Source organism: Niastella sp. (assembly GCF_045805085.1).
GTDB lineage: Bacteria > Bacteroidota > Bacteroidia > Chitinophagales > Chitinophagaceae > Niastella.
The window spans coordinates 1-23,057 of the sequence record NZ_JBJMLX010000024.1; the positions used below are offsets into that span (position 1 = coordinate 1).

Below are 23,057 nucleotides of genomic sequence, written 5' to 3' on the forward strand. Positions count from 1 at the left end.
TACCGACGCCAGGGTGCTTTTACCAGATCCATTCGGTCCCATGATGGCATGCACTTCACCTGGTTTAATTTCGAGGTTAATACCTTTCAAAATTTTCTTTTCGTCAATACTTGCATGCAAGTTGTGAATTGATAACATAATAAATGATATAATTTAATCGTGATACGTCTGTTTTAAAATCGTGAAACGTCAAACGTGAAAAAGGCAAAGGGCAGAAGGCAGAGGGCAAAGACCGCAACGCGGCAGGCCTTTATCAACGCTATCAACCCTGTCAACTTTATCAACTTCCTTCTTCCTCGTCAACTGGTCAACTCGTTAACTGGTCAACTATTAACCTACGCTACCTTCTAAGCTAATAGCAAGTAACTTCTGCGCTTCTACTGCAAATTCCATAGGCAGCTGGTTCATTACTTCCTTGGCAAAACCATTGATGATCAGGGCAACGGCTGTTTCGGTATCGATACCGCGCTGGTTGCAATAGAAGATCTGGTCTTCACCAATTTTTGACGTAGTAGCCTCATGCTCCACTACGGCTGTATTATTCTTCACTTCAATATAAGGGAAGGTATGTGCGCCGCATTTGTCGCCTAATAATAAGGAGTCGCACTGGGAGAAGTTACGCGAATTGGCCGCGTTCTTACCCACATGCACCAGACCGCGGTAACTGTTGTTACTTACACCAGCCGAAATACCTTTCGATACAATACGGCTGCGGGTGTTTTTACCCAGGTGCATCATTTTAGTACCGGTATCGGCCTGCTGGTGGTTATTGGTCACAGCTACTGAGTAAAACTCGCCTACTGAATAATCACCTTTCAGAATTACACTGGGATATTTCCAGGTAATGGATGAACCGGTTTCCACCTGCGTCCAGGAGATCTTGGAATGAGCTCCCTGGCAAATACCGCGTTTGGTTACAAAGTTGTAAATACCGCCTTTGCCATCTTTATCGCCGGGATACCAGTTTTGAACAGTTGAATATTTGATCTCGGCTTTTTCATGAGCGATCAATTCTACCACGGCAGCGTGTAACTGATTTTCGTCGCGAATGGGCGCCGTGCAGCCCTCGAGGTAACTAACATAGCTGCCTTCGTCGGCAATAAGCAGGGTACGCTCAAACTGACCGGTTCCTTCTGCATTTATGCGGAAGTAAGTAGATAATTCCATGGGGCAACGTACGCCTTTTGGAATATAGCAAAATGAACCATCGCTGAAAACAGCTGAGTTCAGTGCAGAGAAATAGTTATCGGTAATAGGAACAACTGAACCTATATATTTTTTTACTAATTCAGGGTGTTCCTGAATGGCTTCGCTGATGGAGCAGAAGATAATCCCCAGCTCACCCAGCTGCTCTTTAAAAGTGGTACCTATAGATACGCTGTCGATCACCGCGTCGATGGCCACACCGGAAAGGCGTTTTTGCTCATCGAGCGAAATACCCAGCTTTTCGAAAGTTTTGCGTAATTCAGGATCTATTTCGTCGAGGCTGCCCACCTTCTTTTTCTGTTTGGGAGCAGAATAATATTTAATATCCTGATAACTGATGGGTTCATATTTAATATTGGCCCAGCTTGGCTCCTGCATTTTAAGCCAGTGGTTATAAGCTTTCAGGCGCCATTCCAACATCCACTCCGGTTCGTTCTTTTTGGCTGAAATAAAACGGACAGTGTCTTCATTGAGTCCGGGAGGCGCTTCATCCGCTTCAATTTCTGTTACAAAGCCATATTTGTAATCACTGAGAACCGTTTTTTCAATTGCACTAAGCTCATTGTTCATATCAAAAACTTTAGAATTGACCTGTTTTTCTGTTTAGGATCACAAAGGTACGATAATCTATACTAAAAAGTATAAACAGAGATATATCATTTCTTTTTATTGGGAGATAGTTATTCTTTATCAAAATAAGCGCTGATTATCAATGTGCTTTAGAGAACTGGCCCCTGAGAATGGGCTATACCTGATAAGTCGGTTCGGCGGGTGAAATATTGTTTTGGATAGCGGTTTGCGCCGCAAAGATAGGGATAAACACAGGTAAAAAGGGGAAAATCCTGCACTGACCCTACCACCGGAGTTGCACTGAATATAGGGTTGCAGTGCAACCCCGGTGCAACTCCTAGGCAACCCTTAGGCAACTCTCAGGCAATCTGTCTCTCACCGGAGACTATAAAACAGCCTCAAAAGCATAGACAAAGTGTAGACAATACCTTTAAATACATGATTTTCATTGCAGCACGCACAATGGAGGGCTACTTTTGTCCATCTTAGGTACCCTAAACCCCTACACCCTATGGATGGCTTTCTTGGAGAAGTTAAATTGTTCGCAGGTAATTTTGCCCCCAATGGCTGGGTATTTTGCCAGGGACAGACTTTAAACATCAATGTGAACCTGGCCTTATGGTCAATACTCGGGACTATATATGGCGGCGACGGCATTAGAACATTTATGCTGCCCGATTACCAGGGAAGGGCCCCTGTTGGTTTTGGCAGTGGCGCTTCGCTTACTGCTTATACTCTTGGCCAGCTAGCCGGCGCCCCAACCAATACGTTAACCCTTGCCCAGGTAGCACATACCCATACGGTGACCGGCTCCATTTCTTCTATGGCTTCTTCGCATGCAGCGGACCAGCAATCGCCTGTGGGCAATTATTTCGCCAGCGGCGACGGTTCTAAAAAGTTCGATGCACAGCACGATGGCGTTACCATGCAATATAATATCACTTTAGATAACACGGGTAACAGTGATCCTGTAACCAATATGATGCCTTACCAGGCTATTAATTACATTATTTGCATTTCGGGGGGCATCTACCCTTCCCATTAATCCTTTCACAAAAAAGAACAATATGGATGTTATTGGCGAGATCCGGTTATGGACAGTTTCCTATGCCCCTGATAACTGGATATTTTGTGATGGACGATCACTGAGCATTAGTGATTATCCTTTTTTATTTCAATTGATCGGCACTACTTACGGGGGCGATGGCTTCACTACCTTTAATGTTCCTGACCTGCAAAGCCGGGTACCCATTGGCGCCGGCCAGGGCCCGGGCCTTCCCAATTATACCCTGGGCCAAACAGGAGGCAAGGAAAAAAATACGCTTATCGTAGACAATTTGCCTACCCATACTCATACTTATAACGGAACTGGTATACTGGTGTCGGGCGAAGATGGCCACAAAACAACAATTGCCGGCAATTACCAGGCAGTGAACGGCCAGTTTATGTATTCAGATACAGCAGATAGCCAAATGGCGGGCATGCTCACCACCCTCACGGTTTCCAACACAGGCGTCGCTGCTCCGATCCCTAACTTAATGCCTTACCTGGTAATAAGCTATATTATTTGTTACGATGGCGAGTACCCACATCCCTAACCTTATATTACTATCATTATGGATTCCTATTTAGGTGAAATAAAAATGTTTACAGGCAATTTTGCGCCAACCAGCTGGGTGTTCTGCCAGGGGCAGTTGCTGGCAATAAACGACTACCCCGGTTTGTTTTTGCTGCTGGGTACCCGGTATGGCGGTGACGGCACCACCACCTTTGGCCTACCCGATCTGCGGAGCCGCTTACCTGTAGGCGCAGGCCAGGGAGCGGGCTTATCTGCCTATACCCAGGGACAAAAAGGAGGAACAGAAACAGTTACCCTTCAGCCGGATAACCTGCCAGCACATACGCATACCGTGCCCAATGTTGGCATGAATTGTTATTCAGGTCCGGGAAATACCGATATACCTTTTAATACCTATCCGGCCGTTCTTCCCGGAAAAAAAATGTATACCTCCACTATGATCTCAGGGACCAGCATACCCACCATACAAACCAATCAACTTACCTCCAGTACAGGAGCAAGCCTCCCAACAGCCATCAACCTTATTCAACCGGTATTGGGAACCAACTTTATTATTTGTGTCAGTGGGCTTTTCCCTGTTTCCACCATATAAATTGACACCCCAACCCTTCATACATGAAAAATATTTCCAGGATAATTCCCTCCTGCTGTTTTGCATTTTTGCTACTGGCTTTTAATGGCCAGGCGCAAAACAATCTGACAGCCGGCAGCATTGGCTTTACCAGTTATCAAAGCGACCAGGACCTTAGTAATGTTGATAGCGGCGGCACCACCGCTTTTACTGATCGTTTTTCGATTGTTATACAGAACCAGACCGGACTGGCAGCCAACACCGTTATTTATTTTACCGATAACGGCTGGAATGCCAGTACCGGAGATTTTATTTCCGGGCTCTCAGAAGGTTTTATAAAATGGGTAGTGCCCACAGGCGGTTACCCCTTTGGCACCCAGATCTACTTTATCAGTAAATATGTTGACCCCGTCACAAGCTGGGGCGCTTATAAAGATGAAAAAGGCACTATTGCAGCAGGTGTTGTAACCACAGAAAGTGGTAACAATTATATGGAATTGAGCACAGGCGGTGACCAGGTGCTTGCCTATCAAACAGGCCCTACACGCGGGCCGGCGGGTAATTATAATAACATAACCAGGCGTTTTCTTTCTGGTTTTAATATGTATAACAGCAATTGGAATGGCAGCAATCCGGCGGGAGGCCATCAAAGCAGTGTGCCGCCCGGCTTAACTAATGGCGTAACCGCTTTTTCGCCAGGCAATTGGGATAATGCTCAAAAAATAGCCAATGGTACCATTTCAGGCTGTCAAAGTACGCTATCCGCCCAGCTTTATACAAATTTCGATTGGCGGTATCAGAATACGGCCTTTAAAATTACAGCAGACAGCCTTCTTTATTCCATTACCCCTGGCGCTGTTATTACCACCGATCCCTTTGATGTTACCCGATGTCAGGGCATCAGTGCGTCATTTAGTGCAACCACTAATTACACAACCAGCTACCAGTGGCAACAAAGCGCAGACGCTGCTTTTACCACGCCGGTAAACCTTACCAACACCGGTATTTTTAGTGGCGCCACCAGCAATACCCTGAACATTGGCAATAATGCAACTGTTGGTGGTCAGTATTTCCGCGTGGTTGTTTCCAATGCCACTTGCGGTTCTTCTACCAGTGAGGGCGCCTTACTCTCCCTAAGTCCCCTTACCACACCTGCAGCCACCACTACCTGTACCCAGTTGGCTACAGCCAATAATTATACATATGTGAATTTGTCCTGCGAGCTCATTGCAATAGTTCAACCCGCAGGCAGCAACCCCATAGCAGGCAATGTAGCCAGTAAAGTATGGATTGAAAATCGGGTGCCCATTTACGACGGTCAGCCATTTGTAGCCAGGCATTACCAGATCCTGCCTGATGCTAACGCAGCTGCTGCAACGGGAACCATTAACCTGTATTTTACCCAGGCTGAGTTTAATGATTTCAATGCAAAGCCAGGCAGTACGCTTAAATTACCCACAGGCCGCAGCGATGCCATAGGAAAAAGCAATTTGCGCATAGGAAGATATACAGGCAGTAGCAGTAATGGCAGCGGATTACCCGGCACTTATACCGGGAATATTGCAGTTATTGTGCCCCAAAGTGTTGCCTGGGATTCAACAGGCAACCGTTGGATCGTTTCCTTCGACGCTACCGGCTTTGGCGGTTTTATTGTTCAAACCTCCGCCATTCCCCTGCCGGTAAACCTGCTCTCGTTCAGCGGCCGGTTAGTTAATGACGATATACATCTGCAATGGAAAACAACCAGCGAAACCAACAACGATTATTTTGAGATTGAAAGAGGCCTCGACGGACAAACATTTACAGCCATTGGCCGGACGGCAGGAATTAATGGTGTTACCACGCAATCTTATAACTGGGTGGATGCAGCAGCAGCAAAACTACATTCACCAAAACTATATTACCGCCTCAAAATAGTAAGTACCACCGGTGAAGTTGAATATAGCTCTGTAGTTACCATTTCGGTAAATACAGCCGGGTCACCTGTTGTTACTATAACACCCAACCCGTTTACCAGTCAGGTAAACATAAACCTGCAATTGCCGGCAGCAGCACAGCTGACACTTACACTTAGTGATGTAACCGGAAAAAAACTGAAAAGCGAATACGTAAACGCATCAAAAGGAATCAGCACTATTTCTCTTACAGGATTAAGTAATCTTATGCAAGGCATCTATCTGCTCAGCATTCAATACAACGGACAAACCTATACTTACAAACTAGTAAAATAAAAACTACTATGCGCCGTCGCGACTTTTTATATAACACCGGTTTATTGATCCCCGCGCTGCTGGCAGCACCAGCGCGGATGCTGGCGTCACAAAAAACCATTAAAACAGACGTATTGATCATACAACCGGAAACAGGTACGTTTAACTTTCCTATTCAGGGCCACCGGTTAATAGGCGCAGCAATCAAACACCTGGAATATACGCGGGAAGGTTTTTTGGTTACCACCAGCGATAATAGATTGCTGCAGGCCACTAAGATCATTATGCCTTCCGCTTTGCTGGCAACTATTCAACGGTCTTCTATGGAGATCAATACCGGGCAACAAATTTTCCACCTGAACTTTGCGGCAGCAAAAGCGCAACATAAAATAATCCCGGAAGTCTGGTTTCTGCAAAGGCAGCAGTTCCCTGACAGTAAAACAAACAATATTTTAACCCGGAAGAAGCATGCGCTGATATGCCTGTCGGGTGCATAAAAAAGCAGGCCGGTTGTACTAACCGGCCTGCTTTTTTTATGATATTATGGGCTGACCGCGAAGATAAAACAGCTTCACATACAAAATTCCTCTGTTTACCCACAAAGTCCAGTAGCTCACATACACTGTTCACGATGATAATCATTTGATTAATAATTTCGGGCAGGCTAGTAACAGAGAAATAACACTAACATACCACTTTGTGTTATTTTGTCACATTAATTTAACACATACATTTGCCCTGTTCACTCTCCTGAATCGCTGACCGAAACTAATCAATAACCAAAGTCAACTGCTTAACTATGGACGGATACTTAGGCCAGGTTTGCCTATTCGCTCCCAACTTCGCACCCAAACACTGGGCTTACTGCGCTGGCCAACTGCTCGCCATCAGTCAAAATCAGGCTTTATTTTCCCTTTTGGGTACTACCTATGGCGGTGATGGCAGAGTAACTTTTGCCTTACCAGATCTCCGGGGCAAGGCGCCTGTAGGCATTGGCCAGGGTGCGGGACTATCAAACTATGAACTGGGCCAGGTAACAGGCACCACCACCAATACCCTCACAGGCACTAACCTTCCACCGCATACCCACACTGTTACCGGCACCTTAAGTATGCGTACCGCTTTAGCTCCGGCCGATAGTGAGACCCCGGGTGGAAATTATTTTGCCAACGATACCTCCACCAAATTCGATGCACAAAACGATGGCACAACCATGAAACCGGCTAACGTAAATCTCGCTGCCGGTAATCCGGGTTCAGGCCTGCCAATAAATAATATGATGCCTTACCTGGCGCTCAATTATATCATTTGCCTGCAGGGAATTTTTCCTTCCAGAAGTTAATGTCACCTGATAATTTATTCAATATGCCATATATAGGAGAGATCCGGGTATTTGCCGGAAATTTCGCGCCCGCGGGCTGGGTTTTTTGCAATGGATCAACACTGTCGATTGCCCAATACGACGTGTTGTATACGCTCATAGGCACCACCTATGGGGGCGACGGTGTGAATACCTTTAATGTACCCGACCTGAGCAGCCGTGTACCCATTGGTACAGGCACCATGCCCGGAGGCCCTACCTACGTTTTAGGACAGGCAGGTGGTACGGAACTAAATACACTTACCACTAACAATATTCCGCATACGCATGCCATTACAGGTAGTGCAGGGATGCTCACGTCAAGCGAAGATGGTCACAAGATAACAACGGCGGGTAACTTTCCTGCTGTAAATGGTGACCGTATTTATTCCACCACTACGGATAACAGTGTTATGGCGCCGGCGCAACTCAATCTTACCACAAGCGCGGCAGGCACTGCCGGCGCACTACCCATCAGCAACATTCAACCTTACCTCGCTGTAAGTTATATTATTTGCACAGAGGGTATTTATCCACAACCAAATTAACTTTTTACCATGGATGACCAAATATTCCTGGCAGAAATAAGGCTGTTCGCCGGAAACTTTGCGCCCTTTGGCTGGGCGCTGTGCCAGGGACAACTGCTGCCTATCAGTAGTAATACCGCGTTGTTTTCGCTGCTTGGAACCAATTACGGTGGCAATGGAACAACAAATTTTGCCTTACCCGATTTTCGCAGCCGGATCCCCGTGGGTACCGGTGCAGGCCCGGGATTATCGGATTATGTGATAGGAGAAATAGGTGGCAGTCAGACTGTTACCCTGCAGGCCAATAACCTGCCGCAACATACGCATCCCGTTACCGGCACCGTTACCATGAATGGCACTGCTGCCGCAGGCAATACCGATACGCCATCTAACGCCTACCCAGCCAGGCTGGCAGGTACAGAAATGTATTCCAGCACCACCAATAACTCGTTATTGGGTAATATGCAATACAATCTGAGTGTGGCCTCTACAGGAAATAATCTTCCTGTTAACCTTATTCAACCATGTTTGGCGCTTACTTATATTATTGCCCTCCAGGGAATTTTTCCTCCCCGTCAGTAATATAAAGCGTTCATTACAGATACTGCTTACATACTAAACGCCAACCAAACTATACACATGCCCGCTATCGGAATCCTATTACCTGGTTCAACGCTGTACCCTTCTATTGCCATTGACTTTCTGCAGGGTGTCCGGTGCTGTTTAAAATTGAATGGAGCCGGTGATATTGCATTGCATAATATGCCGGTTGGGTACGGCATTAATGAAGCTGAGGTGGTTGCGCAAACCGAAAAGCTGTTATTTACCCACGATGTGGATGTTGTATTGGCTTATGTAGACCACAGGCTGGCGCAAAGATTGTCGCCCCTGGTAGCTGCTGCCGGCAAATTACTGGTTATAACCAATGCAGGCGCTCACTATCCACCTACCGGAACCACGTATGATAATACGCTGTTCCATTCGCTCAACCACAACCTGTATTCGTTTATGACCGGCCGGTTATGTGGTAGTGTGCCTGCTGCTAAAAAAGCCATCACCGCTACTTCGTACTACGATGGCGGCTACCAGCATTGTCATGCCATGACAAATGCTTATACAACGGCAGGCGGTGAAATACAATACAACTTCGTTAGTCATTACAAAAAGCAGGAATTCAATCTCAACCCGTTGGCTGCTTTTATTCAAAACAACCCGGCAGCGAATGCCCTGCTATGCCTGTATAGCGGCGATATGGCCCGCTGCTTTTATGAACAAATAGCGCCCCTTCAACAACAATTTGATCTGCAGTTATACGGCTCGCCCATGCTGTTCGACAATACACCGGGTGATTTCAAAGAAACTAATCCATACGTACGGGAAATAAAAGGGTACACCGGCTGGTTGCCATCACTGGACAATGAACACAATAGCCGCCTCACCACCTTTTTTCAAAAAGAACATAACAAAGCCGCCAATTTGTTTTCGCTGCAGGGCTGGGAAACCGCCTTGCTGATAAATGCCTTTTTACAACAACAGGCTGAAGGCGATACTGTAACCGGGGCAATAGAATACATAAAAAAAGAACAGGTGCAAAGCCCTCGCGGACAATTACGCATAACCGACGGCTATGCCGTTACGGGGCCTGCATACCAGGTTACGGCTACGGGCAGGCTGGAAGTGCAGGTACAGAAAGTAGTAGAGGATTGTACGCCGGCATGGAATGACATGATATCCCAGATCCCGGACACCACTTTTACAACCTGGAATAATACCTATTTGTGCATCTAGACAATCAAAATACTAATTGAATCCATTAATCATGTACAAAATTTTTAAATAATGAATAACCTATACAGGATCCTTATCTCCTGCTGCTTTATCCTTTTATTTTCGGCCATGAACAGCCAGGCCCAGAACAATAACCTGGCGGCCGGAGATCTGGCTTTGGTAAGCTTTCAAAGTGATGCGGACCTAAGTAACGTACTATTTGGTGGAACTACCAATTTCTGGGACCGGTTTTCTATTTCAATACTTAAAAGCGGCGGTATACCAGCCGGCACCGTTATTTATTTCACTGATAAAGGATGGAATGCGAGCGCCAATGATTTTACCAGCGGGAGCGAAGGTGTTATAAAATGGACCGTACCGGCAGGTGGCGTGGCTACCGGTACCGAAGTATATTTTATCAGTTCGTATAATGATGTGACCAACGCTACCACCTGGGGCGCGTATACTACCGAAAGCGGCACCACTTCTCTTGGAACGGTGACCAATGAAACCACAACCCCTACCGCTACCTATATGGAATTATCCACGGCTGGCGACCAGGTGCTGATCTACCAAACAGGTCCTGCCGCGGGCCCGGCTGGCGCCTATAATGATGCTACCCGCCGGTTTATTGCGGCTGTTTCTACCAACGTTGATCAGGCCGATCCAACGGCCACTCCTGTTATTGAAGCTACTACTTTTGCCGCCTGGGATGGCACTACTGTTACCGGCGGTAATAGAAGCAGCCTGCCTCCAGGGCTAACTAACGGAACAACGGCCATGTTATTGACGCAGGCCACATCGTTGCCGGTTACTGCACCACCCACTACTACAGACGAACCTGATAATGCAAAACTTACCAGTTCTGCTACTGCCTGCAGCACATCAGATCTGGCTACAACCTTAAATAACAGGAGCAACTGGACCTATAGCAATACTGCCTTTGCCATTGGCGCCACATCAAACCATAATACTTATACCCTTACCGATCCAACTACCTTACCAACCACTACAACCACCATTACACAGGCAATAGGTACTAACAACAATTTCTTCAATACAGGCTGTACACTTGTTACAAAAGTAGTTCCTGCAGGCGCCAGCCCTGTGGCCGGTAATGTAACCGCCCGGGTTTGGGTAGAAAGTTCGGTACCAACTTTTGCCAGTCAACCTTTTGTAGCCAGGCACTACCAGATAACGCCTGCTACCAATGCTACCACCGCTACAGCAAGAGTAACTTTATATTTTACCCAGGCAGAATTTAATGCCTTCAATGCAGCGCCCCGCAGCTCTCTTGATCTGCCAACAGGGTCATCAGACAATGCCGGCAAGTCGAACCTGCGGGTAGGTAAATATTCCGGCACCAGCAACAACGGCACCGGTTTACCCGGTTCTTATACTTCGGTCACAACGATCATTGATCCTGCTGATAATGATATTGTATGGAATGCAACCTACAACCGCTGGGAAGTAACGGTTGATGTAACAGGGTTTAGCGGATTTATTATTCAAACTTCTGCCTTTGCATTACCGCTTGATCTGATCTCTTTCACCGGCCAGCTTAACAACAATGATGTTTCGTTGCAATGGAAAACCAGCAACGAAATAAACCACAGCTATTTTGAAGTAGAACGCAGCACCGATGGACAAACCTATACCGCTGCAGGCCGGATAACAGCTACAGGCAACAATAGCAGCTTTGAACAAAACTACTCCTGGATTGATGCGGGCGCCGGTTTGTTAAACGCCTCCAAACTGTTCTATCGCCTCAAAATGGTAAGCACCAACGGCGAAGTGGAATACAGCAGCATCGCTACTATAAAATTAAGATCAACATCACCTGTTGTTGAAGTGTCGCCCAATCCGTTTACCAGTAGCATTATTATAAGCCTGCAAATGCCCGAAGCGACAAGGCTTAACATTAGTATCAGCGATATTACCGGTAAGCTGTTAAGAAGTGAAAATATTATGGCGCCTAAAGGAATCACTATACATCCTGTTACAGGTATTGAAAACCTGACGCAAGGATTATATATTCTTTCGGTGAAGTTCAACGGGCAAACATATACTTATAAGATTGTAAAATAATAACCGGGCCCTGCCCTCGTTCAGCAAGGACAGGGCCCTTACTTTACCACCCATAAAACAACCTACATGCGCCGTCGCGATTTTATATATAATACAGGATTATTATTACCGGGGCTTTTTTTATCGGGGCCACTGGCAATGGCGTCAAACAAAACCATTGAAGCAGCCATGCTCATCATTCACGATGAAGCAAACCCTGCTCATGTGGTTAACACCATATTTAATCAGGCAACTGCCATAAACGTACACCAGGTATCAGCTTCGGCCATCAGCGACCTGGTGTATTCAAAGAAGGGATTTGTTGTTACCACCCACGATAACAAAACGTTCCTGGTGCAAAAGATGGTGGTTCATGCCCCTTACCAGTTACACGCCCACTGTGTAAAGTTAAATATGGGAACAAAGGCTTTTCACCTGGAGTATACTTCGGTCAATGATAACAGTGTAGTGCGGCCCGAATATTGGTTTCTGAAAACCAGTCAATTTCAACCGGATAAAGTAATTCCCTTTATCCAAAGAAACAGGCATGCTGTGTTGTGTATGACGGGTTCGTGAGTTACACCAACACTTTATCTGTTGCCTTTTCAACCGGTTCATTTTCTTTTTTGTTGCCAATGATCACCCGCATCACGGCATCATAGCTGAGGTAATTCCAGATCCAGTTAATAAATACCAACAGGCGGTTCTTAAAACCTATAATAGAAAACAAATGCACAAACAGCCAGATGAACCAGGCGAAGGTTCCCTGGGTGCGAATTTCTTTATTAAAGATCTTTACATCGGCCACCGCCTTGTTACGGCCTATAGTAGCCAAAGAGCCCTTATCGGTATATACAAACCGTTTTAAGGGTTTGCCTGCTACCAGTTTTGGTAAATTATCTCCCAGTAAACGGCCCTGTTGAATAGCAGGCTGGGCCAGCATGGGGTAGCCATCAGGTAATTCGGCAGTTGCCATTTCGGCAATATCGCCAAGGGCAAAAATGTTATCATAGCCTGTTACCCTGTTATATTCATCTACCTTCAGGCGGTTGCCGCTGGTAATGCATGCTGCATTCAACCCTTTAATGGGCGCTCCGGTTACACCAGCCGCCCAAATGAGCGTACGGGTGACCAGCTTTTCACCATTATCTAACAGCACCGTATACCCATCGAATGATTTAACGCGGCGGTTCAGCCATACCTGTACACCCGCCTGCTTCAGAAACTGCAAGGCTTCTGTTGAAGCTTCTTGCGACATCCCCTTTAATATATGATCGCCACTTTGTATCAGGTGGATATCCATTTTTATAAAATCCAGTTCCTTGTAATCTTTCGGAAATACATGTCTACGCAGTTCGCTTAATGCCCCTGCAATTTCAACCCCTGTAGGGCCGCCGCCCACAATTACAAAGTCCATCAAACTGTTCAACTGTTCTTCATCGCCTATTTGCAAGGCCTTTTCGAAATTGCAGAGGATGGTATTGCGTAACATCAGCGCATCTTCAACACTCTTCATCGCAATAGCATGTTGCTCTATTTGTTTATTGCCATAATAATTGGTGGTGGCGCCGGTAGCAATAACCAGGTAGTCATATTGCACCAGGCCAATGCTGGTTTCAATAATGCGATTAACAGGGTCTACTGATTCTACTTCTGCCAGCCGGAAGAAAGTATCATCGCCCCTTTCAAGAATTTTTCGGTAAGGATATACAATAGAAGGCGCATTTAACCCCGCGGTTGCCACCTGGTATAACAGAGGTTGAAAAGTATAATAGTTGTTCTTGTCGATCAATACTACCTGCAAGGAGGCTTTCGACAGTTTTTTGGCCAGTTCAGTTCCTGCAAATCCTCCGCCCACAATTACTACACGGGGATTTTTTGATACGGGTAATTTTGCCAGGGTTGTTGTCACTGTATTTTATTTGCAAGATACACGACAAAACGCATGACTGCAACCTTACAATAATCCCTGCAATACCTTCCACACATTTTCCGCTACGATCTTATGCCCCACCGAATTAGGGTGGATGCCATCGGCCTGGTTCAAATGACTGATGCCCCCTACATTTTCGAGCAGAAATGGAATAAGCTCTATGTGATTATTGGCAGCCAGTTGCTGAAATACCACGCGGAATGCAGTAGCATACGTACGCCCCATATTGGGCGGCACCTGCATGCCAGCCAGAATTATTTTAACCTGGGGATTTTTCTCCCGCACCCTGTTTATAATGGCTTGCAGGTTTTTTGATGTTTCTGTAATAGGGATACCACGCAACCCATCATTCCCGCCCAGTTCCAGCACAAAAACGTCAACCGGTTGGCGTAAGATCCAGTCAATTCTGCTCTTACCCCCAGCCGTTGTTTCACCACTCAACCCCGCATTGACCACTTTATAAGGTAAATTCAGTGAATCTATTTTTTCCTGCACCAGGGCAGGGAAGGCTTCCGATGGGTCCACGCCATAACCTGCGGTTAAACTGTTCCCAAAGAAGACGATCGTTTTGGCCTTTTCTTTTCCGGGTTGTACAGGCAATTGTTCCCTTTTCTGTTTGCTGGTATCGTTTGTTTTTTCCCCATTATTACCGCAACTGCCCAGTAAAGCCAACAATAACACGCCAACAAATAAATATTTTCCGCTCATATAAATAGTACTATTAAACTTTTTCATGATCCCTCCTTTTATATTATCACTTTTCCGCCTGTAGGTTTATACCCAAAATAACATTAATTTAAGCAACATTATTACCTAATAATTGTAATAAAAAGTTTAAAGCTGTAACTTATTACTGGCATGGAAACCATCCTTAACGTAAAGAATGTAAGTAAAACGTACCAGGGCGCCGGTCAAACCCTGACGGTGCTCAATGATGTGAATTTTTCGGTAGAAGCCGGTTCCACCCTATCTATTGTGGGCCCTTCGGGCAGTGGAAAAACAACGCTGCTGGGTTTATGCGCCGGACTCGACCGATCAAGCAAAGGGTCGGTGGAGTTGAATAATATCCGGCTCGATCAACTGAGTGAAGACGAGCGGGCACAGGTGCGCAATCGTTATGTTGGCTTTATTTTCCAGAACTTTCAATTGTTGCCTACCCTCACGGCGCTTGAAAATGTAATGGTGCCTCTGGAATTGCGTGGGGAGAAGAACGTGCGGGCCCGGTCGATCAGTTTGCTCGACAAAGTGGGGTTGCATGACCGCATGCACCACTACCCGGCACAGTTATCGGGTGGCGAACAACAACGGGTATCCCTGGCCCGGGCTTTTTCCAATAGCCCCCGCATTTTATTTGCCGATGAACCTACCGGCAACCTCGATGTGGAAACCAGTGACAAAGTGATAAAACTCCTGTTCGATCTGAACCAGGAAGCAGGCACTACTTTAATAATTGTAACGCATAACCTCGAACTGGCTGCCCAGACAAAGCGTATTATCAAAATCAAAGGCGGACATCTTGTAGCTGACGAACTGAATTAAACAGACAATTGGATGGACATAGAAAGGTTCAAATACAAAAGACGACTCCGTTTCGGATGGTTGCTGAAAATGGCCTGGCGCGATAGCCGGCGTAACCGGTCGCGTTTATTCCTGTTTGTATCCTCCATTGTGCTGGGGATTGCGGCGCTGGTGGCTATTTTTTCATTGGGCGATAATGTGCGCAGTGATATCGATTCCCAGGCGAAAACCCTGGTAGGCGCCGATCTGGTGATTGAAAGCAATAAGAAAATAAGTTCCCGCATCAGGCCCCTGCTCGATTCACTGGGCGATCAGCGTTCTGTTGAACGCACATTCGCCTCTATGATCTATTTTACCAAGAATGATGGAACCCGCCTGGTACAGGTACGGGCCCTCGAAGGTGATTATCCTTACTACGGTACTATTGAAACCACGCCGGCACGTGCAGGCAGGGCTTTTCGTACCAACCGGCAGGCGTTGGTCGATAAAACCTTAATGCTGCAATACAATGCGCAGGTGGGCGATTCCATTCAAATTGGCGATGTAACGTTTGCCATTGCCGGCGTTATTACCAAAGCGCCGGGACGAACCGGTATTTCCACCACCGTAGCGCCCCCCGTATACATTCCACTCAAATACCTCGACTCGACAGGCCTTATTCAAAAAGGCAGCCGCATTGCTACATCATATTACTATAAATACAACCGCCCCGCTGAGATCGCGGGCGTCATTTCGGATATAGAACCCCGTTTAGACAAAGAAGGGCTCGACTACGATACAGTTGAAGAAAGAAAGAAAAGTACCGGCCGGGCCTTTGAGGATTTCAACCAGTTCTTAACCCTCATCAGCTTTATTGCCTTGTTGCTGGGTTGTATCGGCGTGGCCAGCGCCATTCATATTTACATCCGCGAAAAAATTGCTTCCATTGCCATCCTGCGTTGCCTGGGTGTTAATTCAATACAGGCTTTTCTCATCTATTTAATACAGATCGTAGGCATTGGATTAATAGGTTCGGTACTGGGTGCGTTGCTGGGAATTGCCATACAACAACAATTGCCTGCCGTGCTTAAAGACTTTTTACCAGTGACGGTAACCACCACCCTTTCCTGGAAAGCCATTACCCAGGGCATCATTTCAGGCGTGGTAATTTCTCTACTATTTGCGCTGCTGCCGCTGGTAAGCGTACGAAATATTTCACCGCTGTATACCCTGCGGTTGTCGGTTGAGCATATAAAATTTCGTGATCCGTTTAAATGGCTGGTGTATGCGCTCATCCTGTTCTTTGTAGCCGGCTTTACCTGGTGGCAGATCCATGACTGGCGACAGGCCATCATCTTTACGCTAAGTATCCTTGTGGCATTCCTGTTATTAGCAGGGGTAGCCGTTTTTCTGCGCTGGCTGGTACGCCGTTTTTTCCCCGCCTCCTGGAATTACCTGTGGCGGCAGGGTTTTGCCAATTTGTATCGCCCCAATAACCAGACCCTCATTTTGATCGTGACTATCGGACTGGGCGCAGCATTTATCGGCACCCTGTATTTTATCCAGGACATCCTTATAAGCCGGGTAACTTTATCGGGCAGTGGCAATCAACCCAACATGGTATTGTTCGATATTCAAAACAACCAGCGGGATAGTGTGGCTGCATTGACCAGGAATTATAACCTGCCCGTTATGCAGCAGGTACCTATTGTTACCATGCGGGTGGAAGAGATCAATCACCAAACGGCCGCGCAGGTAAAATCCGATTCAGGATCAGGTTTTCGTACCGAAGCCTATGAATGGGAATTTCGGGTAACCTATCGGGATACCTTAACCAGTTCTGAAAAAATAACCGCCGGGAAATTATACGGCCCGGTTACTTCACCCGACGATGTGATCTATATTTCCATGGAGGACAGGTATGCCAAACGCATACATGTGAACCTGGGCGACCATATTATTTTCAACGTACAGGGAACGCTTATTCCTACGGTGGTGGGCAGTTTCCGCCAGGTTGACTGGCAGCGGGTGCAAACCAATTTCAGGGTGGTGTTTCCCACCGGGGTGCTGGAAGAAGCGCCGCAATTTCATGTACTGGTCACCAGGGTACCATCTCCAGAAGTATCTGCGAAGTTTCAACAGGCAGTGGTAAAAAAATACCCGAACGTTTCCATCATCGATCTCAATTTAATACTCACGGTACTGGATGAAGTGCTCGACAAGATCGGTTTTGTGATTAGGTTCATGGCCGGGTTCAGCATCATTACCGGGTTAATTGTGTTGATAGCTTCGGTGCTCATCAGCAAATTCCAACGCATCCAGGAAAGCATTTTGTTGCGCACCCTGGGCGCCAGCCGCAAACAAATATTGTTCATTACTGCACTGGAATATTTCTTTTTAGGCTCTTTGGCCGCCGCCACCGGTATCTTATTATCGATGGCAGCCAGCTGGGCATTGGCGAAATACAGCTTTAAGGCGCCCTTTACACCACACTGCCTTCCGGTTGCCGGACTGTTTGCTGCTATCTCACTGCTAACAGTTATCATTGGCCTGTTCAACAGCCGGAGCATTTTAAACAAACCGCCGTTGGAAGTTTTAAGGAAGGAGGTATAATACGGTTGATAATTTCTGGTTTAATGTTATGCCTGTGTGGTTTTAAGTTTAAGTTATTGGGTTATTAAGTTTGTTAGTTCAAGGTTCCCTCCTCCTATTCATCCTAACCCTCTCTTTTCTGATCAACTGGTTAACTGGTCAACTGATCAACTTGTTAACTGGTCAACTTGTCAACTAATTCATTACCTTCGCCCCCATCTTTAGAACCACCTCTTTTCCACAACAAAAAGAAGACTTTACCAAATACGTGCACTGTCTCTGAAGATATTGGTCAGAATATCCTTTTTGAAAATTCATTCAAGCACTCCGTTCCCATCCTGTAACCCCTAACCCGTTTGTATGCGTCAGACACGTAAGCCGTCTGTCTTTTTGTTATTGTTGGTATTATCGGTACTCTTTGCATCCCCGGCGTTCACCCAGGTAACAGCCGGCATCAGGGCCAATGGCCAGATCGTAAACCATGGAGATACCGTGCGCGTATGTGAAGGCAGCTCCATTTCATACCAGAGCTCGGCACAAGGCTCTATGAATATCGACTGGACTTTCACCAGCGGTTCCACTTCCAATGCAACTGGTCTCGGGCCTTTTGGTATCCTGTATCCCAAAGCAGGTTTCTATACTACCAAACAGGTGATCACCGGCGGTAATATGACCGATTCCATGGAAGTGGTAGTAGAGGTTTCCAACAGCAAACCAGCTGCGGGGTTCAGTTTCTCTGCCAATAACGTTTGCGGAAATACTAATATCCAGTTTACTGATCATGCCGTGGGCGCCAGCTTATCCTGGTTATGGAAATTTGGTGATGGCAGTACCAGTGCACTTACTAACCCCGCCTATCAATTCCTGAATGCCATAGGGATGCCCGGCATTACCTTATATTCCGTAAAACAAATTGTAACCAACCGGTATGGCTGTATTGATTCAACAGCCCAAAACATTACCATCAAAAATGTTCCCGACGCAGCTGTTGGTAATGCCGACATCGCCATAACCTATGGAACGTTTAACGACGTTCCCACCTTTAAACGTTGCGCCAATGTACCTGCCTACACTTTCAGCTTTGTTAACGAGTCAACCACCACGCCTATTAATACCAACTATCTTATTTCATGGGGCGATGGTACACCCGATACCAGTTTCAACAGCTGGCCGGCCGCAACCATTATAAAACATAATTTCCCATTGGGAAGCAGTACCATGACGGTAAGCGTTACCGGGGCCGATGGTTGTATTGGAATAAAAAAATACATTGTCTTCCTGGGTTCTACGCCCGCCGGTGGTTTGGCTAGCCTGGGTAATACCGATGTATGCTCGTCTGATTCCCTGCGATTCGCCATCAATAATATTTCAGCCAACCCGCCGGGTACGCAATATTCGTTTCTGATAAACGATGGTTCCGATCCACAAATCTTTGTACATCCGCCCCCATCCATAGCGGCGCATTTCTTTAAACAGGGTTCCTGCGGTTTCGTAAGCAGCAGTGGTAACAGCACCTTCCCCAACGCATTTGGCGCTTACCTTACTATTCAAAATCCCTGTGGTACAACCAGTCCATCAGTAGTGCCTATTTATGTATCGGGTAAACCACGCGCCAACATTTATGTGGCCCCTGCCGAAACCGTGTGTACCAATTCCAATGTAGACATCATCAGTAATTCGGCTTATGGATCGGTGATCACCCCAACCGGCGGCACTGGTTCCACCTGTACCAATACCGGCAAACAGGTATGGACCATTTCACCGGCAACAGGTTACACCATTACATCGGGCAACCTGGGTTCGCTGAATGGAAATGCAACGAACGGCTTTTTATGGACAAAAGGTTCCGGTGCGTTGAATATTACGTTTAATACCACCGGTTTGTATACGGTAAAGCTGTATATCTTCAACGACAAGTGCGGACTCGATAGCACGATTAAAGTGATCTGCGTTCGCAATCCGCCCAATGCGCAGTTCACCATGAACCGCAACAGCAGCTGCGGTCCCGGTAATGCCATCTTCACCAACACGTCGCCAACAAACAGTTGCCAGGGCGATACATACATCTGGAAGGTTACTTATAGCGACCCGTTGGGTTGCGGTACCAATCAAACACCCGCGTGGCAGTTTGCAAATGGGTCAACACTAAACAGTGCATCGCCTGAAATACAATTCAATGTCCCGGGCAAATATATTATCCGCCTTACGGTTACCGCCAATGCAGCCGGATTGGCCTGTCCGGAATCTTATAAAGAAGATACTTTTTATGTAAAGGGGTTGCCTACGGCTGTCGTCAATCCCATCAATGCCATCTGTATTACCAATGGCCTTACTCCCTCGGCCATTGCCACCACCTGTTATTCACCGGGCCCGCTGGGGTATCAATGGTCATTTACCAATGGTACACCAGCTACATCCAATCAGCTGATCCCCGGCACTATACAATATACCAGCACAGGCACACATGCGGTTCAGCTAAAAGTAATTGACAGCAGTTGTAATACCAGTGTAATAGTGAACACCTCGGTTATTGTAACCGACAAACCAGTTGCCAATGCCGGTAACGACACAACTGTTTGCAGCAGGTCGCCCATGATCCTTGGCGTTCCTGGCGTAAATGGCGTAAACTATCAATGGTCGCCGGCAACCGGGCTTAGCAGCACCACCAGCGCCAACCCCACTTTACTGCCTGATTATACCGGCACCGCCGATGATACCACCTATGGCTATAAATTGATCGCTTCCATTGGGGCGAATTGCGCCACGGAAGATTCGATCTACATCACGGTAAAACGCCGGCCCGTAGTTACCCTCACCACGGCGGCCCCTGCCATTTGTATTAACACCAGCACCCAACTGGCAGCAGGCGGCGCTACCACCTATACCTGGTGGCCAACCACTGCTTTGACTTACACCACACCCGATACAGTAATTGTTACGCCAACAATTACTACCATTTATTTTCTGTCAGGCGCCCTGGCCAATGGTTGTTCCGATACCGCCCATCTACAGGTAGTAGTGAACCCCGATGCCAAAGCGCAATTCACGGCTACCGGCACTACCAAATGCGCCCCGGTGAACCTGGATTCTGTGATAACAACCATTCCTTTTCCGCAGGGGAATGGTCAATATACCTGGTTCGCCAATGGCGTGCAGATAGCCGCCAATACCAATGGCGTCTTTCCCAGCTACCCCATTGCAGGCATGGCCCAGGATGTACCGGTAAAACTGGTTACGGCCAGCGCCCATGGTTGCAAAGCCGACAGCATGGAACTGACCTTTCATACCGTGCCCGGCGTAACGGCCAACTTTACAAAAGATAAAGCAACAGGTTGCGGCCCGTTGACGGTAACGTTTACCAATACAAGCAGTCTGTTGAATGGCATCCGGTTCTTCTGGAACTTTGGCAATGGCAGCACCAGCACCCAGGCTTCACCCGCCGCCATTACGTACAATACCAGTCCCGATTTTCGCGATACCACTTATTACATTACCCTGAAAGCCTTTAATGGTTGCGACACCTCATACCACCGCGACAGCGTACTGGTGTATGCCGATGCCAAAGCCCGGTTTACCGTAGACGCCACCAAAGGTTGTTCACCATTTAAAGTAACCATCACCAATAAATCGGCAGGTAACAATTTTGCTTACTATTGGAATTTCGACGATGGCCAAACCGATACGACCACCCACAACAATACTTTTGTACACGTGTATCATACCGGCGCCATTGACACCTTCGATGTTCGGTTGATCGCCGAAAACCAATGCCGCCGCGATACCCAAACCATCAGCCTGCTGGTATTGCCCAATAACATAGATGCGCAGCTGTTTATTAACGGTCCTCAACTGGAAGGTTGCGCCCCGCATACCGTTGCCTTTAATAACAGCAGCACCGGCGCCTCCACCCTTACCTGGAACTTTGGCGATAATACGCCTGCCATAGTTACGCCCAATACCCAGAATAACGTAGGCCACACCTTCACCCTTGGCGGCGTATTTACCATAACTATCAGGCTGGAGAATGCGTGCACCGATACCACCATCTATCGCAAGGTGACTGCCTACAATAAACCTTCTGCTGCATTCAATATCAGTAATCCCATTATTTGTACAGGTAACAATATATTTACTACCAACAAAGCAGTAAATGCTACTGCCTTTGAATGGCTGTGGGGCGATGGCCAAACTTCTTCGGCTGTAAATGATGCCCATGCATATGCAGCGCCAGGTAATTATACCATTCAACAGGTAGCTAAAAAAGTAAACAACTCCGGCCTTGTATGTACTGATACTGCCTCAGCCGTATTGGTAGTCACTAATAAAATTCCACCCCAGCTCTCGGTGCAATCTGGCAAAACCTGCGCACCCTATACATTACAGGTAACGGCCACCGGCGCAGCCAATGCATTAAAGGTTGAATGGACATTTTACGACAGCGCACAGGCGCCGTATATCTTCACTGCCGCCGGCACTTCTGCCGCCCATATTTATAACAAAGCCGGTACTTATTCCGTAAAACTTTTGGTACGCACCACCAATGAATGCGCCGACAGTACCACCTATACGTTCGATGTGCATAATACGCCCGTGGTGCAGTTTACGCCCATAAACAACAATACCTGCAACCACGATACCACCATTGCGTTCAATGCAAAAGTGAAGTATATCGGCACCGATGCCGTACACCTGAAATGGTTTATCAATAATAGCCTGCAGGGTATGGATCTTCCGTTTGCTTACCGGTTCCAGGCATCGGATCTAAAAATGACCGCCACTCCATTTACCATCAGGGTGCTGGCGGAGAACGCAGCTGGTTGCGGCGATACAACGGCCGGCGGCACCCTGAGCATACAGCCCCTGCCACAGCCGCAGATTGCTTTCTCCCCATCAAAAATTTTAGTGCAACCCGATTATACGTTTACCTTCTGGGATACCATGCCCACCAATGCCAATAAAATTTATCAGTGGGATCTGGGCGATCGCACCCGGCAAACGCGCTCCGGACAAAAGATCACTTATATCTACGGTGATACAGGTTTGTATAACGTACAGCTCTATGTGCAGGACTATGGCACCGGTTGCCATGGGTACGATACCGTGCAGGTGCGCATTCTGTATATGCCGGGTTATTTGTATGTGCCCAATGCCATCTGTCCCGGTTGCAGTAACAACTCA

General features: G+C 47.0%; 18 protein-coding genes. 14 read left to right on the forward strand and 4 right to left on the reverse strand.

Going from position 1 to position 23,057, the window contains the following annotated elements:
• Both ACJ751_RS01145 and sufB read right to left on the reverse strand, forming a co-directional pair.
• Positions 1-138, reverse strand: a 138-nt coding sequence (locus ACJ751_RS01145) for an ATP-binding cassette domain-containing protein (RefSeq protein WP_407743551.1), incomplete at its 3' end; no start/stop codon positions are given.
• Positions 139-330: 192 nt separating this feature from the next.
• Complete coding sequence (gene sufB / locus ACJ751_RS01150; protein WP_407743532.1) at positions 331-1,776, reverse strand: Fe-S cluster assembly protein SufB; 1,446 nt, start codon at positions 1,774-1,776, stop codon at positions 331-333.
• 511 nt (positions 1,777-2,287) lie between these two features.
• Between sufB and ACJ751_RS01155 the strand changes: the two genes are divergently transcribed.
• From ACJ751_RS01155 to ACJ751_RS01205, 11 genes are all read left to right on the forward strand, one after another.
• Positions 2,288-2,821, forward strand: a complete 534-nt coding sequence (locus ACJ751_RS01155; RefSeq protein WP_407743533.1) for a phage tail protein — start codon at positions 2,288-2,290, stop codon at positions 2,819-2,821.
• 22 nt (positions 2,822-2,843) lie between these two features.
• Positions 2,844-3,374: a phage tail protein gene (locus ACJ751_RS01160; RefSeq protein ID WP_407743534.1), complete on the forward strand. Its 531-nt coding sequence runs from the start codon at positions 2,844-2,846 to the stop codon at positions 3,372-3,374.
• Between the two features lie 18 nt (positions 3,375-3,392).
• Positions 3,393-3,947, forward strand: coding sequence for a phage tail protein (locus tag ACJ751_RS01165; RefSeq protein ID WP_407743535.1), 555 nt, complete (start codon positions 3,393-3,395; stop codon positions 3,945-3,947).
• A gap of 23 nt (positions 3,948-3,970) precedes the next feature.
• Positions 3,971-6,157: a T9SS type A sorting domain-containing protein gene (locus tag ACJ751_RS01170; protein WP_407743536.1), complete on the forward strand. Its 2,187-nt coding sequence runs from the start codon at positions 3,971-3,973 to the stop codon at positions 6,155-6,157.
• 8 nt (positions 6,158-6,165) lie between these two features.
• The gene (locus ACJ751_RS01175) at positions 6,166-6,633 is read left to right on the forward strand and encodes a hypothetical protein (protein ID WP_407743537.1); all 468 of its coding nucleotides are present in this window, start codon (positions 6,166-6,168) and stop codon (positions 6,631-6,633) included.
• A 302-nt stretch (positions 6,634-6,935) separates the two neighbouring features.
• Positions 6,936-7,478 (forward strand): phage tail protein, encoded by a 543-nt coding sequence (locus ACJ751_RS01180; protein WP_407743538.1) that lies wholly within the window; start codon positions 6,936-6,938, stop codon positions 7,476-7,478.
• Between the two features lie 23 nt (positions 7,479-7,501).
• Complete coding sequence (locus ACJ751_RS01185) at positions 7,502-8,044, forward strand: phage tail protein (protein ID WP_407743539.1); 543 nt, start codon at positions 7,502-7,504, stop codon at positions 8,042-8,044.
• A gap of 9 nt (positions 8,045-8,053) precedes the next feature.
• A complete protein-coding gene (locus tag ACJ751_RS01190; RefSeq protein ID WP_407743540.1) occupies positions 8,054-8,605 on the forward strand; it encodes a phage tail protein in 552 nt (183 codons plus the stop codon).
• Positions 8,606-8,662: 57 nt separating this feature from the next.
• Entirely contained in the window at positions 8,663-9,811 is a 1,149-nt protein-coding gene (locus tag ACJ751_RS01195) for an ABC transporter substrate-binding protein (RefSeq protein WP_407743541.1), read from the forward strand.
• 51 nt (positions 9,812-9,862) lie between these two features.
• Entirely contained in the window at positions 9,863-11,878 is a 2,016-nt protein-coding gene (locus ACJ751_RS01200; RefSeq protein ID WP_407743542.1) for a T9SS type A sorting domain-containing protein, read from the forward strand.
• 66 nt (positions 11,879-11,944) lie between these two features.
• Positions 11,945-12,433: a hypothetical protein gene (locus ACJ751_RS01205; protein ID WP_407743543.1), complete on the forward strand. Its 489-nt coding sequence runs from the start codon at positions 11,945-11,947 to the stop codon at positions 12,431-12,433.
• A 1-nt stretch (position 12,434) separates the two neighbouring features.
• Here ACJ751_RS01205 and ACJ751_RS01210 read toward each other — a convergent pair whose 3' ends face one another.
• Together ACJ751_RS01210 and ACJ751_RS01215 are read right to left on the reverse strand one after the other, a co-directional pair.
• The gene (locus tag ACJ751_RS01210; protein ID WP_407743544.1) at positions 12,435-13,769 is read right to left on the reverse strand and encodes an NAD(P)/FAD-dependent oxidoreductase; all 1,335 of its coding nucleotides are present in this window, start codon (positions 13,767-13,769) and stop codon (positions 12,435-12,437) included.
• Positions 13,770-13,814: 45 nt separating this feature from the next.
• On the reverse strand, positions 13,815-14,525 hold the full coding sequence (locus ACJ751_RS01215; protein WP_407743546.1) for an arylesterase: 711 nt from the start codon (positions 14,523-14,525) through the stop codon (positions 13,815-13,817).
• Between the two features lie 123 nt (positions 14,526-14,648).
• On the opposite strand from ACJ751_RS01215, the gene ACJ751_RS01220 reads away from it, so the two are divergent.
• The 3 genes from ACJ751_RS01220 to ACJ751_RS01230 all read left to right on the forward strand — a co-directional run.
• Positions 14,649-15,329, forward strand: a complete 681-nt coding sequence (locus ACJ751_RS01220) for an ABC transporter ATP-binding protein (RefSeq protein WP_407743547.1) — start codon at positions 14,649-14,651, stop codon at positions 15,327-15,329.
• Positions 15,330-15,341: 12 nt separating this feature from the next.
• Positions 15,342-17,900: an ABC transporter permease gene (locus ACJ751_RS01225; RefSeq protein WP_407743549.1), complete on the forward strand. Its 2,559-nt coding sequence runs from the start codon at positions 15,342-15,344 to the stop codon at positions 17,898-17,900.
• Positions 17,901-18,239: 339 nt separating this feature from the next.
• Positions 18,240-23,057: PKD domain-containing protein (locus ACJ751_RS01230; protein ID WP_407743550.1), on the forward strand; the 4,818-nt coding region annotated here is incomplete at its 3' end.

Excerpts from the sequence above, each read along its gene's own strand:
- ACJ751_RS01165 (WP_407743535.1), top strand. The coding sequence starts at position 3,393 with ATGGATTCCTATTTAGGTGAAATAAAAATGTTTACAGGCAATTTTGCG.
- ACJ751_RS01160 (WP_407743534.1), top strand. The coding sequence starts at position 2,844 with ATGGATGTTATTGGCGAGATCCGGTTATGGACAGTTTCCTATGCCCCT.
- ACJ751_RS01180 (WP_407743538.1), top strand. The coding sequence starts at position 6,936 with ATGGACGGATACTTAGGCCAGGTTTGCCTATTCGCTCCCAACTTCGCA.
- sufB (WP_407743532.1), bottom strand. The coding sequence starts at position 1,776 with ATGAACAATGAGCTTAGTGCAATTGAAAAAACGGTTCTCAGTGATTAC.
- ACJ751_RS01155 (WP_407743533.1), top strand. The coding sequence starts at position 2,288 with ATGGATGGCTTTCTTGGAGAAGTTAAATTGTTCGCAGGTAATTTTGCC.
- ACJ751_RS01195 (WP_407743541.1), top strand. The coding sequence starts at position 8,663 with ATGCCCGCTATCGGAATCCTATTACCTGGTTCAACGCTGTACCCTTCT.
- ACJ751_RS01200 (WP_407743542.1), top strand. The coding sequence starts at position 9,863 with ATGAATAACCTATACAGGATCCTTATCTCCTGCTGCTTTATCCTTTTA.
- ACJ751_RS01190 (WP_407743540.1), top strand. The coding sequence starts at position 8,054 with ATGGATGACCAAATATTCCTGGCAGAAATAAGGCTGTTCGCCGGAAAC.
- ACJ751_RS01205 (WP_407743543.1), top strand. The coding sequence starts at position 11,945 with ATGCGCCGTCGCGATTTTATATATAATACAGGATTATTATTACCGGGG.
- ACJ751_RS01215 (WP_407743546.1), bottom strand. The coding sequence starts at position 14,525 with ATGAAAAAGTTTAATAGTACTATTTATATGAGCGGAAAATATTTATTT.
- ACJ751_RS01170 (WP_407743536.1), top strand. The coding sequence starts at position 3,971 with ATGAAAAATATTTCCAGGATAATTCCCTCCTGCTGTTTTGCATTTTTG.
- ACJ751_RS01175 (WP_407743537.1), top strand. The coding sequence starts at position 6,166 with ATGCGCCGTCGCGACTTTTTATATAACACCGGTTTATTGATCCCCGCG.
- ACJ751_RS01185 (WP_407743539.1), top strand. The coding sequence starts at position 7,502 with ATGCCATATATAGGAGAGATCCGGGTATTTGCCGGAAATTTCGCGCCC.
- ACJ751_RS01225 (WP_407743549.1), top strand. The coding sequence starts at position 15,342 with ATGGACATAGAAAGGTTCAAATACAAAAGACGACTCCGTTTCGGATGG.
- ACJ751_RS01220 (WP_407743547.1), top strand. The coding sequence starts at position 14,649 with ATGGAAACCATCCTTAACGTAAAGAATGTAAGTAAAACGTACCAGGGC.